The 11,826-nt window shown below is 69.6% G+C and carries 10 protein-coding genes; 3 read left to right on the top strand and 7 right to left on the bottom strand.

Annotated elements, in window-relative coordinates; genetic code table 11:
- Positions 1-6 precede the first annotated feature (6 nt).
- The 4 genes from ACSFBM_RS02360 to ACSFBM_RS02345 all read right to left on the bottom strand — a co-directional run bounded on the left by ACSFBM_RS02360 (position 7) and on the right by ACSFBM_RS02345 (position 5,166).
- The gene (locus tag ACSFBM_RS02360) at positions 7-186 is read right to left on the bottom strand and encodes a DUF3606 domain-containing protein (RefSeq protein ID WP_435482960.1); all 180 of its coding nucleotides are present in this window, start codon (positions 184-186) and stop codon (positions 7-9) included.
- A 114-nt stretch (positions 187-300) separates the two neighbouring features.
- Entirely contained in the window at positions 301-1,797 is a 1,497-nt protein-coding gene (locus tag ACSFBM_RS02355; RefSeq protein WP_435482959.1) for a class I adenylate-forming enzyme family protein, read from the bottom strand.
- 3 nt (positions 1,798-1,800) lie between these two features.
- Positions 1,801-2,796, bottom strand: coding sequence for a Bug family tripartite tricarboxylate transporter substrate binding protein (locus ACSFBM_RS02350; RefSeq protein ID WP_435482958.1), 996 nt, complete (start codon positions 2,794-2,796; stop codon positions 1,801-1,803).
- A 42-nt stretch (positions 2,797-2,838) separates the two neighbouring features.
- The gene (locus ACSFBM_RS02345) at positions 2,839-5,166 is read right to left on the bottom strand and encodes an acyl-CoA dehydrogenase family protein (protein ID WP_435482957.1); all 2,328 of its coding nucleotides are present in this window, start codon (positions 5,164-5,166) and stop codon (positions 2,839-2,841) included.
- A gap of 139 nt (positions 5,167-5,305) precedes the next feature.
- Between ACSFBM_RS02345 and ACSFBM_RS02340 the strand changes: the two genes are divergently transcribed.
- From ACSFBM_RS02340 to ACSFBM_RS02330, 3 genes are read left to right on the top strand one after another with little or no spacing between them, the layout of a single operon-like run.
- Entirely contained in the window at positions 5,306-6,088 is a 783-nt protein-coding gene (locus ACSFBM_RS02340; RefSeq protein WP_435482956.1) for a citryl-CoA lyase, read from the top strand.
- A 13-nt stretch (positions 6,089-6,101) separates the two neighbouring features.
- The gene (locus ACSFBM_RS02335) at positions 6,102-7,265 is read left to right on the top strand and encodes an acyl-CoA dehydrogenase family protein (RefSeq protein WP_435482955.1); all 1,164 of its coding nucleotides are present in this window, start codon (positions 6,102-6,104) and stop codon (positions 7,263-7,265) included.
- Positions 7,266-7,279: 14 nt separating this feature from the next.
- Positions 7,280-8,641, top strand: a complete 1,362-nt coding sequence (locus ACSFBM_RS02330; protein WP_435482954.1) for an MmgE/PrpD family protein — start codon at positions 7,280-7,282, stop codon at positions 8,639-8,641.
- Here the strand turns inward: ACSFBM_RS02330 and ACSFBM_RS02325 are convergent.
- From ACSFBM_RS02325 to ACSFBM_RS02315, 3 genes are all read right to left on the bottom strand, one after another.
- The gene (locus tag ACSFBM_RS02325; RefSeq protein WP_435482953.1) at positions 8,610-9,356 is read right to left on the bottom strand and encodes an arylmalonate decarboxylase; all 747 of its coding nucleotides are present in this window, start codon (positions 9,354-9,356) and stop codon (positions 8,610-8,612) included. The two genes, ACSFBM_RS02330 and ACSFBM_RS02325, sit on opposite strands and share 32 nt — an antisense overlap.
- Positions 9,357-9,457: 101 nt before the next feature.
- A complete protein-coding gene (locus ACSFBM_RS02320; RefSeq protein ID WP_435482952.1) occupies positions 9,458-10,471 on the bottom strand; it encodes a Bug family tripartite tricarboxylate transporter substrate binding protein in 1,014 nt (337 codons plus the stop codon).
- A 104-nt stretch (positions 10,472-10,575) separates the two neighbouring features.
- Positions 10,576-11,730: a mandelate racemase/muconate lactonizing enzyme family protein gene (locus tag ACSFBM_RS02315; RefSeq protein ID WP_435482951.1), complete on the bottom strand. Its 1,155-nt coding sequence runs from the start codon at positions 11,728-11,730 to the stop codon at positions 10,576-10,578.
- Between the last annotated feature and the right edge of the window lie 96 nt (positions 11,731-11,826).

Raw genomic sequence — 11,826 nt, 5'->3', positions numbered from 1 at the left:
CTGAAGTCAGGGCTTGCCGAGGTAGGTGCGCACGTCCTTCACCTCGACGCCGGCGGCGGCGATGGCCGAGCGCAGCTGCGCTTCGGTCACGCCCAGTGTCTTCGTCCAGTAGCGCACTTCGTGCAGCTCGTTCACGTTGATGCGGGCGGCATCCTGCGGCCCGCGCTTGCTCAGGTCATCGGCCATGGTGGGTTGTCCTTTGTAGAAGCCCCCACGATGGCGCGCATGCCGGCCCCGGACTGGAGGACGCCGGCGCGCCTGCGTGCAGGAGAACGCCCGAAGACCCGAGGGGCCTCCCCCTCAGGGCAGGCGGCAGCGCGCCTGCAGCTCGCGCTTGAGCAGCTTGCCGTTGGCCGTGGTGGGCATCGCGTCGATCACCTCGATGCGCGCCGGCCGCTTGTAGGGCGAGAGGTGCTCGACCAGATGGGCACGCAACGCCGCCTCGTCGAGCAACGCGCCGGGCTTGAGCTCGACAAAGGCCACGATCTGCTCGTTGCCGTCGGCCTCGGGCACGCCCACCACCGCGCACAGGTGCACGCCGCCGAAGCGCCCGATCACCGCCTCGATCTCGGCCGGGTACACGTTGAAGCCCGAGCGGATGATCATTTCCTTCAGCCGCCCGACCACGAACAGTGCGCCGTCGCTGTCGAAGCGGCCCAGGTCGCCGCTCGCGTACCAGCCGCCGGGGCGCATCACCTGCGCAGTGGCCGCCGCGTCGCGGAAGTAGCCCAGCATCAGGCCCGGCCCGCGCAGCCAGATCTCGCCGGTGTCGCCCGGCGCCACATCGTGGCCGTCGACGGACACGATGCGGGCCTCGCCGCCCGCCACCGCGTAGCCCGCCGATGTGTCCGCGCGCGGCGCCTCGGTGCGCGTGAGGAACACCGAGCCCGCGTACTCCGACAGGCCGTAGCCGTAGTGCAGCGGCTGGCCGAACAAGGCCTCCACCCGCTGCTTGAGCGCCAGGTCGAGCGGCGCGGAGCCGGTGTACACATAGCGAAGCTGCGGAAAACGCGGCGCGGCGCCCTCGGCCTCGATGTGCGCGAGCAGGCGCGCATACATCGTCGGCGGGCCGAGCAGGTTCGACACCTGTTCGTGCGCCAGCGCCTGCAGCATGTCGGCCGGAGAGAAGCTGCCGCGCAGCACCAGCGACGCACCGCCCGTGAGCGCGGCCATCAGCACGGTGCCGATGCCGAAGATGTGCGTCATCGGCAGGAAGGCATAGGCCCGGTCGCGCTCGCCCAGCGCGCGCACCTGCGCCGACACGCGCCCGAAGTGCAGCAGGCCGCCGTGCGACACCATCACGCCCTTGGGCGTGCCCGAGGTGCCGGAGGTGAAGATGATCGCGGCGGTGTCGGCGAGTGCGGCGTCGGGCTCGGTGCGCGCCTGGGCACGCACGGCCGAGCGCATCACGCCCGGCAACGCGGCGGGTTGTGCACCGGCGCGTTGCGCATGCCTTTCGGCAGCCTCCGACGCGGCGACGGTGAAACAGCACAGCCGCGCATCGGCCCGATCGACGATGGCCGAAATCTCCCCCGGCGACATGCGCGCATTCACGCCGCACGACCACGCCCCCACGCGGCTGCAGGCCATGATCAGCGCGATGTGGGCGGCGCAGTTCTCCGCCACCAGCACCACGCGGTCGGTCGGCCGCACGCCGGCGTCCCGCAGGTCTTGCGCGGCCGCGTCGACCATCGCCTGCAAGGCCGCATAGGTCGTCGTGCCGCCTGGTTCGAACAGAAAGACCGTGTCGGGCGTGCGCGCCGCGCGCGCCTCCAGCAGGTGATGAATGCGCTGCATCGCTTACTCGGCCTCGATGCCCTTGGACGCCGTGGCCCAGAGCCTGCGGTCCGACTGCCCCTTGGTCGCCAGCACCTCGGCCGCGCCCGACCACACGTCGTAGCCCTGCTCGCGCAGCCGGTTCGCGATGTCTTCGCGTGCCAGCATCTTCTGCGCGGCGGCGTTGATGCGCGCGGCCAGCGCCGGGTCCATGCGCGCGGGGCCGTACAGGCCGAACCAGCCGCCCACGTCGTAGCCCGGCACGCCCGACTCGACCATGGTCGGCACGTCGGGCAGCATGCGGTTGCGCTGGCGCGAGGTCACGGCCAGCGCGCGCACCTTGCCCGACTGGATGAAGGGCTTGGAGGTGGCGATGATGTCGAACATCATGGTCACGGTGCCGCCCATCACGTCGGCCAGCGCCGGCGCGCTGCCCTTGTAGGGCACATGGGTCATCTGCACGCCGGTCATCTTCTCCAGCAGCGCGCCGCTCAGGTGGTTGGACGCACCCACGCCAGCCGAGCCGTAGAACACCTTGCCGGGGCGCGCCTTCGCATAGGCCAGCAGCTCGGCCACGTTGCGCACCGGCACGTCGTTGTTGACGACGAGCACGTTGGTGTAGTCCACCAGCGGCGCGAGGGGCGTGAGGTCCTTCATCGGGTCGAAGGCCATCCTGCGCTGCACGTTCGGGTTGATGGTGATCGTCGGGCTGGCGCCGAAGAACAGCATCGCCCCGTCCGGCGCGGCCTTGGCCACGGCGTCGCCGCCCAGCGAGCCGCTCGCGCCGGGGCGGTTGTCCACGATCACCTGCGTGCCCAGCTCCTGGCTCAGCGCGGGGGCCAGCAGGCGGGCCGCACCGTCCACCGGCCCGCCGGCGGAGTAGCCCACCACCAGCTTGATGAGAGACGGCAGAGGGGGCAAGGGTTGCTGCGCGAGCACGCCGGCAGGCAGTGCAGCGAGGGCCGCGCCGCCTGCCATCGCGGCCATGAGGTGGCGGCGCGAGATGTGAATCGATGTCATGAGCGTTGTCTCCTGTTATGAATTCTTCGGCGGCTGCATCGCTCAGGCCGGCAGGTCCAGAACCTGCCTGGCGAGGATGTTGCGCTGGATCTCGTTGGTGCCGCCGTAGATCATTGCGGCCGTGGACCCGATGAGCGGCGAGAGCACGTTGAAGGTCTGCCCGTCGAGCAACTGGTCGCCGGCGACGGCGCCCTGCTCCTCGCCCGCCTCGACCAGCAGCGCGCCGATGCGGTGAAAGGTCTCGCTGGCCCAGATCTTCAGCAGCGACACCGACGCAGGCAGCGGCTTGCTCGCGCGCACGATGTTCGCGAAGCCGGTGTAGGCGGCCGACAGGTCGAGCACGTCGAGCCGCAGCGCAGCGAAGCGCTGCGCGAACACCGGGTCGGCGAACAGGCGCCTCGCCTGCGCCAGCCGCGCGAGCTGGCCCAGCGCGTACTGCGACTGCTTGGGGCTGCCGAGAAAGATGCGCTCGAAGCCCAGCAGCGCTTTGGCAATCGTCCAGCCGCCATGCAGCTTGCCCACGAGGTTCTCGGCCGGCACGCGCACGTTGTCGAAGAACACCTCGCAGAACTCGGGCTCGCCCGCGAGCGTGTGGATCGGGCGGATGGTGACGCCCGGCGTGCGCAGGTCGCACAGCAGGAAACTGATGCCCTCCTGCTTGCGTGCGTCCTTGTCGGTGCGCACCAGCATGAAGATGTGGTCGGCGTCCTGCGCGAGCGTGGTCCAGATCTTCTGGCCGTTGACGACGAAATGCTCGCCCTGCGCGTCGCGCGCCGGCAGCGCCTCGGTGCGCAGGCCCGCGAGGTCGGAGCCGGCGTTGGGCTCCGAGTAGCCCTGGCACCAGATGTTCTCGCCGCTCAGGATGCGCGGCAGAAAGCGCTGCTGCTGCTCGGGCGTGCCGTGCTGGATGAGCAGCGGCCCGATCATCACGATGCCCTGGTCGGGCGCACGCGCCACGCCGTGCTGCTCCAGCTCTTCGATCCAGGCGATCAGCTTGTCGGCGGGCAGGCCCATGCCGCCGTGCGCCTGCGGCCAGGCGGGGGCGATCCAGCCTTGCGCCGACAGCGTGAGGTACCAGTCGCGCATCTCGCTCCAGCGCGCGCGGTGCGACAGGTAGCGCAGCGCCTGCGGGTAGCGCTGCTGCAGAAAGGCGCGCACCATGCGGCGGAAATCGGCCTCGGGCATCGCGGACCAGTCGGCAGTGCGCGGGAACTCGCCGGTCCAGGTGGCGGCGCCGGTGGCCGCCTCGGCCTCGCCGGCCAGCACCGCATGCCGGCGCTGGTGCGCGCTGGCGTTGCCCAGCCACGCCGACAGGCACAGCACGCGCTTGTAGAACAGGCTCAGGTCGCACTCCTGCGTGTAGCCGATGGCGCCATGCAGTTGCACGCAAGCGCGCGACGCCTGCAGCGCGGCCGCCGTGCAGCGTGCGTTCACGCGGCTGGCCTCGGCCTCGAGCCGCTGCGGTGCGAGCCCCTTGCCCGCCAGCGCCAGCACCTCGTTCAGCGTGGCCTGCGCCACTTCGAGGTGAATGAACATGTCGACGCAGCGGTGCTGCAGCGCCTGGAAGCTGCCGATGGGCTTGCCGAACTGCGAGCGCGTGCGCAGGTAGGCCAGCGTTTGCGCGAGCATGGCCTGCCCTGCGCCCAGCAGCTCGGCCGATTGCAGGATCTGCCCGGCCGCGAGCGCATGGCGCAGCGCGTCCTGCGCGGCCGGGCCTTCGGCCAGCACCGCACCGGGGGGCAGCTCGACCTGCTCGAAGCGCAGGTTGGAGGCCTGGCCGCCGTCGACCAGCGGCACCGGGGTTTCCGTCACGCCCTCGGTGCCGCGCGGCACCCACAGCAGCACCGCGTCGTCGTTGCCGCGCGCCGACACCAGCCAGCCGCTCGCGGCCGCGCCGGGCAGCACCATGAGCTTCTCGCCCTGCAGCAGCACCCCGCCGGCGTGGCCCCCGCGCGCTTCGCAACCGCAGGCCAGCGGCACCGCGCTCAGGTCCCCGGCACTCTCCTGCCAAGCCAGCGCGGGCAGGCTGCGGCCGGCGACCAGTTCCACCAACAGGCTGCGGGCCGGCGGTGTGTCCAGCCGTGCCAGCAGCAGCGCGCTGAGACCAGCCACGGCCAGCAGCGGCTCGGGCGCCACGTGCTCGCCCGCAGCGCGCAAGACTTCCGCGGCGCCGTCGAGCCCCAGCGCCAGGCCGCCGGCCGATTCGGGTGCCAGCATGCCGGGCCAGCCGAGCTCGGCGATGTGGCGCCAGCCTTCGGCCTCGTCGGCATGCGGCTGCTCCGTGCGGCTGCGCCGCCGGGCGATGGCGCGGCTGCGCACGAAGTAGTCCAGGGCGGCTTCGCGCACTGCCGCGAGTGATTCGGAGTCCATGTGTGAGGTTGCCTCGTTGCGTTGCAAAGACGAACCGCAGCGTGCCCCAAGACCCCGGCGGCGGGCATTTGCATTTGCCGAAGGGAGGGTTTCGCAATCAGAGAACCTTCTCGCGCGCTGGAGGGCTAGATTCGTTGCCATGACGAAAATCAAGAAATCCCTGCACACCGAGCTGGGCCACAGCACGCCGGACAAGATCACCGTGCGCGGGCGCGACCTGCCCTCCGAGATCCTCGGCCACCTGAACCTGGGCGACATGGCCTTCCTGGAGCTGACCGGGCGCATCCCGACGCCGCAGGAGTCGGTGACCTTCAACGCCATCGTCGTCACGCTGGTGGAGCACGGCATCACGCCCAGCGCACTGGCCGCGCGGCTCACCTACGCGGGCGCCCCCGAGGCGCTGCAAGCCGCGGTGGCAGCCGGCCTGTGCGGCCTTGGTACTGTGTTCGTCGGCAGCACCGAAGGCGCGGCCCGGATGCTCTACGAGGCGATTCCCTTCGGCGAGAAGCCCACGCGCCCGCTGGCCGACATGGCGCGGGACATCGTGGCCGACCACCGCGCGCGCAAGCAGATCGTGCCGGGCCTGGGCCATCCGCTGCACAAGCCCATCGACCCGCGCACGCCGCGGTTGTTCCAGATTGCGGCGGAGAACGGCCTCTCGAGCCACTACGTGGCGCTGCTGCAGGCGGTGCAGGAAGAGGCCGAGCGCGTGTCGGGCAAATCGCTGCCGATCAACGCGACCGGTGCCATCGGCGCGATTGCGGCGGAGTTCGGCTTTCCGTGGAAGATCATTCGCGGCTTCGGCGTGATGGCGCGCGCCATCGGCCTGGTGGGCCACATCCTCGAGGAGATCGACGACCCGATGGCCATCGAGATCTGGCAACGCGTGGAGAAGGAAGCCGGCGGCCCACGCCACGACTGACGAGTAACGACCGATGAACAACGCCAACGACAAGAACCACCCCGACATCCGCGACGCCGTGCGCGACCTGTGCGCGCAGTTTCCCGACGCCTACTTCCGCAAGATCGACGAGGCGCGCGGCTACCCCGCCGAGTTCGTCGACGCGCTCACCAAGGCCGGCTGGATGGCCGCGCTGATCCCGCAGGAATACGGTGGCTCGGGCCTGGGCCTGACCGAGGCCTCGGTCATCATGGAAGGGATCAACCGCTGCGGCGGCAACTCCGGCGCCTGCCACGGCCAGATGTACAACATGGGCACGCTGCTGCGCCACGGCAGCGAGGCGCAGAAGCGCGACTACCTGCCGCGCATCGCGAGCGGCGAGCTGCGCCTGCAGTCGATGGGCGTGACCGAGCCCACCACCGGCACCGACACCACCAGGATCAAGACCACGGCGGTGAAGAAGGGCGACCGCTACGTCATCAACGGGCAGAAGGTGTGGATCTCGCGCATCCAGCATTCGGACCTGATGATCCTGCTGGCGCGCACCACGCCGCTGGCCGACGTGAAGAAGAAGTCCGAAGGCATGTCGATCTTCATCGTCGACCTGCGCGAAGCCATCGGCCACGGCATGACCGTGCGGCCCATCCTGAACATGGTGAACCACGAGACCAACGAGCTGTTCTTCGAGAACCTGGAGATTGCGGCGTGCAACCTCATCGGCGAGGAAGGCCAGGGCTTCAAGTACATCCTCGACGGGCTGAACGCCGAGCGCACGCTGATCGCGGCCGAGTGCATCGGCGACGGCTACTGGTTCATCGACCGCGTCACCGCCTACACCAAGGAGCGCGTGGTGTTCGGCAGGCCCATCGGGCAGAACCAGGGTGTGCAGTTTCCGATTGCCGAGGCCTTCATCGAAATCGAGGCGGCCAACCTGATGCGCTACGAAGCGTGCCGCCTGTTCGACGCGCACCAGCCCTGCGGCGCGCAGGCCAACATGGCGAAGTACCTGGCGGCCAAGGCGAGCTGGGAGGCGGCCAATGCCTGCCTGCAGTTCCACGGCGGCTTCGGCTTCGCATGCGAATACGACATCGAGCGCAAGTTCCGCGAGACCCGGCTGTACCAGGTGGCGCCGATCTCTACCAACCTGATCCTCAGCTATGTAGCAGAGCACATGCTGGGCCTGCCCCGATCGTTCTGAAGGACGCCATTGCCATGAACCCTGTCGATCATCCAAGCAAGGTGCTCGCCACCTTCGCGGCCGAACTGCAGTTCGCCGACATTCCCGCGCCCGTGCTGCGCCGCACCGAAGACCTGATGCTCGACTGGCTGGGCTCGGTGCTCGCGGCCCGCACGGCGCGGCCCATCCGCAGCATCGAACGCTTCGCGCAGCTGATGGGGCCCGCCGAAGGGCCGAGCGAAATACTGACCTCGCGCCGCACCAGCTCGCCGCTGTTCGCTGCAATGGTCAATGCCGCGGCCTCGCACTTCGTGGAGCAGGACGACGTGCACAACGGCTCGGTGTTCCACCCCGCCGCAGTCGTCATTGCGCCCGCGCTCGCGGTGGCGCAGAGCATTGGCGCGAGCGGCGCGCAACTGCTGACGGCTGTGGTCGCGGGCTACGAGGTCGGCATCCGCGTGGGTGAATTTCTAGGCCGCTCGCACTACAAGACCTTTCACACGACGGCGACGGCCGGCACGCTCGCGGCCGCCGCCGCAGTGGGTCGACTGCTCGACCTCACGCCACAGCAGATGCTGCACGCCTTCGGTTCGGCCGGCACGCAGTCGGCCGGCGTGTGGGAGTTCCTGCGCGACGCGGCGGATTCCAAGCAACTGCACTGCGCGCACGCGGCAACCAGCGGACTGATGTCGGCCTACCTCGCGCAGGACGGCTTCACCGGCGCGGCGAAGATCCTCGAAGGCGCGCAGGGCCTGGGCGTGGGCATGTCGGGCGATGCAGATCCCGGGAAGCTCACCGACGGCCTCGGCACGCGCTGGACGCTGGCCGAGACCTCGTTCAAGTACCACGCCTCCTGCCGCCACACGCACCCCGCCGCCGACGCGCTGCTGCAGGTGATGACGCAGCACGCGCTGCAGCCCGCCGACGTGTCGCGCGTGACCACGCACGTGCACCAGGGCGCCATCGACGTGCTGGGCCGCGTGACGGTGCCGACGACGGTGCACCAGGGCAAGTTCTCGATGGGCACGGTGCTGGGCCTGATCGCGGTGCACGGCCGCGCGGGCCTGGGCGAGTTCGACCGCGACTTCCTCGCGCCCGAGGTCTCGGCCTTCCGCGACAAGGTGACGATGGCGCTCGACGACGAGGTCGACACCGCCTACCCCGCGCGCTGGATCGGCAAGGTCAGCGTACACACCGCCGACGGCCGCACGCTGCAGGGCCGTGTCGACGAACCCAAGGGCGACCCGGGCAACAGCCTGAGCCGCGCGGAGATCGAGGACAAGATGCAGCGCCTTGCGCACTACGGTGAAGGCGCCACGGCCGGCGAGGCGAAGGCGCTGTGCGAGCGCGTGTGGCAGCTCGAAGCTACGTCGCGCGTGGGCCGCTGGCTGGCCTGAACGGACTCCAGGCGAACAGCCTCCCCTGCCCGGGAGACCGCGCATCGAGACCTGCGGTGCCCGCCAGGTCCCAGAAGCCGGCGGGCGAGCTGGACACCACGGGCACTTGCAGTTGCGCCTCGACTTCGTGCACTGCATCGAGCGTGACGAGTCCACCGCATGAAATGAGGATGCCGTCGGCGCCGGGCTGCGCCTCGAACACTTTCACGCACAGGTCGACCAGCACCTGGGTGGGCACCTGCCCGACGGCCTGCACATCGGAGATGGAGAGGCCTTCGAGCGCCAGCGGCTCGAAGTCACTCTGTTCGAGGTACTTGCGCAAGTGCACGTTGACCTCGTCGATGTACGCCGTGGCCACCGCCACGCGCCGCACGTTCAGGTGTCGCAGCGCGCGGACGATGGCGTTGCTCATGGTGGTGCAGGGCAGCCCGGTGGCGCGCGCCATTTCGAGTTCGAGCTGCCGGTTGAACGCCACGCCGCGAAAGAAGCTCAGCGATGTGCCCATGAGCGAAACCGCGCTCACGCCCTCGTTCTTGAGCGCAACGGCCTTCTCGACCACGGTGTCGATCACGTCGAGGTAGCCGCGCGTCGATATTTCGCCAAGGCCCAGGCCCAGCGCGCTGAAGCGGATGCGATCGCCGAAGAGCAGCGGGCCGTCCACGGGCACTGCGCCGGCTGCTGGAGGAACGATCAAGCCCAAGTGAGGGGTTGCCATGTCAATGTCTCCCGTTTGTGTTTTGCGTGCTGTCGTTCAGGGCGAATGCACAGGCCATCGGATGCTCCCCTCGGCGTGAGCGTCACCCAGAGCAGCAGCCGTCAATTCCCTTCAACCACGATGTGCTGGTCCGAGATGATCTTTTTCCATCGCACAGTCTCTGCAGCCATGTCCTTCCCGAGCTGAGCCGGCGTGGCGTAGGCCCGCAAGGTGCCCAGCGTAGCCGCGGCGGCGCCTGCCTCCGGCGCCTCGAGCACCGACTTCACGGCGGCCGAAAGCCTGTCGACCACATCGTTCGGCGTACCGGCCGGCGCCAGCACGAAGATGCGCGGCGCCACGTCGAAACCGGGCAGCGCATCGGCCAGCGGCGCAACGCCTTCCACGCCTTCCAGCGCGGCCGTGTTCATCAACGCCAGCGCGCGCAGCTTGCCCGCCTTGGCCTGCGCCATGCCGGCCGTGGCGCTCACCACGCCGATGGGAATCTGCCCGCCGATCACGTCCGGCACGATCTGCGCGGCACCGCGGTACGGCACGTGCACCACCGTGCTGCCGGTGGCCTGCTTGAGCATCTCGAAACCCAGGTGCTGCACCGTGCCAACGCCCGAGGTCGCGTACGAGTAGCGCGACGGATGCGCCTTGATCTCCTTCACCAGCTCGTCCGGCGTCTTCGCGGGAAAGTCGTTGCCCGTGACGATCATCAGCGGCGAGATGAACGCGCCCGCCACCGGCTTGAAGCTGGTGAGCGGATCGATGCCGATCTTCGGCTGCAGCAGCTTGGCGATGAGCAAGGCGCTGTCGCCCATCATCAGCGTGTAGCCGTCGGGCGGGGCCTTGGCGACGAACTCGGCCGCGATCAGGCCGGTGGCGCCGGTGCGGTTTTCCACCAGCACCTGCTGGCCCAGCGCGGCCGACAGGCGCACGCCCAGCAGGCGCGCCACCGCATCGACGCCGCCGCCGGCCGAGTAGCCGACCACCAGGCGAATGGGCTTGTCGGGGTACTTCTGCGCCCAGGCCACGGGCGCGGCGAGCACGGCGACGGTGGTGGCCACGGCCAGTGCCATCGCTGTGCGAAGGGCCTGCCGGCGCGGCGGCCGGATCGCTTGTCTGTCTTTCATCTTGTCTCCGTGGGGTTCGGGTGTCGCCGGCCGTCTGCGCGGCCTGGTCGTGAAGGAAAGCGGTGAACAGTCTCGCCGAGCAGGGAACAATCTCGCCGCCCGGCTCAGGCCTTGCCCTTGCCGTGCGAGGTCGGCAGCTTCGCCAGTTCGCGCACGCGCTCTGCGTTGGGTGTGAAGCCCAGGCCCGGCGTCTCGGGCAGCGTGAGCCAGCCCTGCTCGGGCACCGGCAGGCCGTCGAAGATCTGCTTGAGCATCTGCACCGCCACGTAGTGGTACTCGACCAGCCCGCCGTTCGACACGCCCGCGTGCAGGTGCATGTTGTGGAAGGGCCAGGCGCCGCCGTTGTCGATGGGCACGTTGAAGGCCTGCGCCATGCCGGCGATCTTCAGGCACTGCGAGTAGCCGCCCGAGATGGTCACGTTGGGCTGCAGCACGTCCGCCGCCTGGTTCACCAGCAGGTCGCGAAAGCGGTAGGCCAGGCCCTCGTTCTGGCCGCAGGCCAGCGGAATGCGGGTGCGCGCGCGCAGCTGGGCCATCTGGCGCACGTCGTTCTGCGTGAGCGGCTCCTCGAAGAAGGCGATGCCGTAGGGCTCGATGCGCTGCGCGAGTTCGGTGGCGTGGAACAGGTCGAGGCCGCAGTTGGCGTCGACGTACAGCTTCACGTCGGGGCCCACGGCCTCGCGCACGGCGGCCACGCGGCGCACGTCTTCTGCAATGACTTCGTCGAGCGGGCGCGGTTCGTCGCGGCGCGCGAGCGCGTGGTTGCCCACCGTCATCTTCAGGCGCTGGAAGCCCTGCGACACCCACAGCCTGGCGGCCGCGGCCAGCTGGTCGCGTTCGAAGAAGCCGAAACCGAAGGTGGCGTACACCGGCACCCTGGCGCGCGCGCCGCCCAGCAGGCGCCACAGCGGCTGGCCGAGCGCCTTGGCCTTCAGGTCCCACAGGGCGATGTCGAGCGCGGCGATGGTGTGGCTCGCATAGCCGGTCTGGCCGCGCGGCGAGAGCAGCCAGTAGAGCTTGTCCCACAGGCGCTCGGTGGCCATCGGGTCTTCGCCGATCAGCGCGGGGCCGGCCACCTCGCACACCGCGGCGGCAATGATTTCTTCCTCGGTGATGGCGGTCATGCCATGGCCGACGAGGCCGGTGTCGGTCTCGACCTCGGTCAGGCACAGCGACAGCGAGGTCTGCTTGTTCAGGCCGAGCACGTCGATGGTGACGGGAATGTTCAGCGGCGTGGCGCTGACGCGAACGATCTTCAAGGCGGTCTCCTTCGGTTTGCACGCATCTTTGCGCGCGGGCCGCGGGAGAACAATTCGTTTTTGGCGAGTTCGAGCCTTCGCGCGGCGCGAAGGCTC

Source organism: Variovorax pasteuri (assembly GCF_051216435.1).
Lineage (GTDB): Bacteria > Pseudomonadota > Gammaproteobacteria > Burkholderiales > Burkholderiaceae_C > Variovorax.
The sequence above is the reverse complement of the archived record's forward strand: the minus strand, read 5'-3'. Positions and strand labels throughout refer to the sequence as shown.

What these genes read in the sequence shown, in the direction of transcription:
- ACSFBM_RS02360 (WP_435482960.1), bottom strand. Translation starts at nt 186, where the DNA reads ATGGCCGATGACCTGAGCAAGCGCGGGCCGCAGGATGCCGCCCGCATC.
- ACSFBM_RS02350 (WP_435482958.1), bottom strand. Translation starts at nt 2,796, where the DNA reads ATGACATCGATTCACATCTCGCGCCGCCACCTCATGGCCGCGATGGCA.
- ACSFBM_RS02335 (WP_435482955.1), top strand. Translation starts at nt 6,102, where the DNA reads ATGAACAACGCCAACGACAAGAACCACCCCGACATCCGCGACGCCGTG.
- ACSFBM_RS02320 (WP_435482952.1), bottom strand. Translation starts at nt 10,471, where the DNA reads ATGAAAGACAGACAAGCGATCCGGCCGCCGCGCCGGCAGGCCCTTCGC.
- ACSFBM_RS02345 (WP_435482957.1), bottom strand. Translation starts at nt 5,166, where the DNA reads ATGGACTCCGAATCACTCGCGGCAGTGCGCGAAGCCGCCCTGGACTAC.
- ACSFBM_RS02330 (WP_435482954.1), top strand. Translation starts at nt 7,280, where the DNA reads ATGAACCCTGTCGATCATCCAAGCAAGGTGCTCGCCACCTTCGCGGCC.
- ACSFBM_RS02355 (WP_435482959.1), bottom strand. Translation starts at nt 1,797, where the DNA reads ATGCAGCGCATTCATCACCTGCTGGAGGCGCGCGCGGCGCGCACGCCC.
- ACSFBM_RS02325 (WP_435482953.1), bottom strand. Translation starts at nt 9,356, where the DNA reads ATGGCAACCCCTCACTTGGGCTTGATCGTTCCTCCAGCAGCCGGCGCA.
- ACSFBM_RS02340 (WP_435482956.1), top strand. Translation starts at nt 5,306, where the DNA reads ATGACGAAAATCAAGAAATCCCTGCACACCGAGCTGGGCCACAGCACG.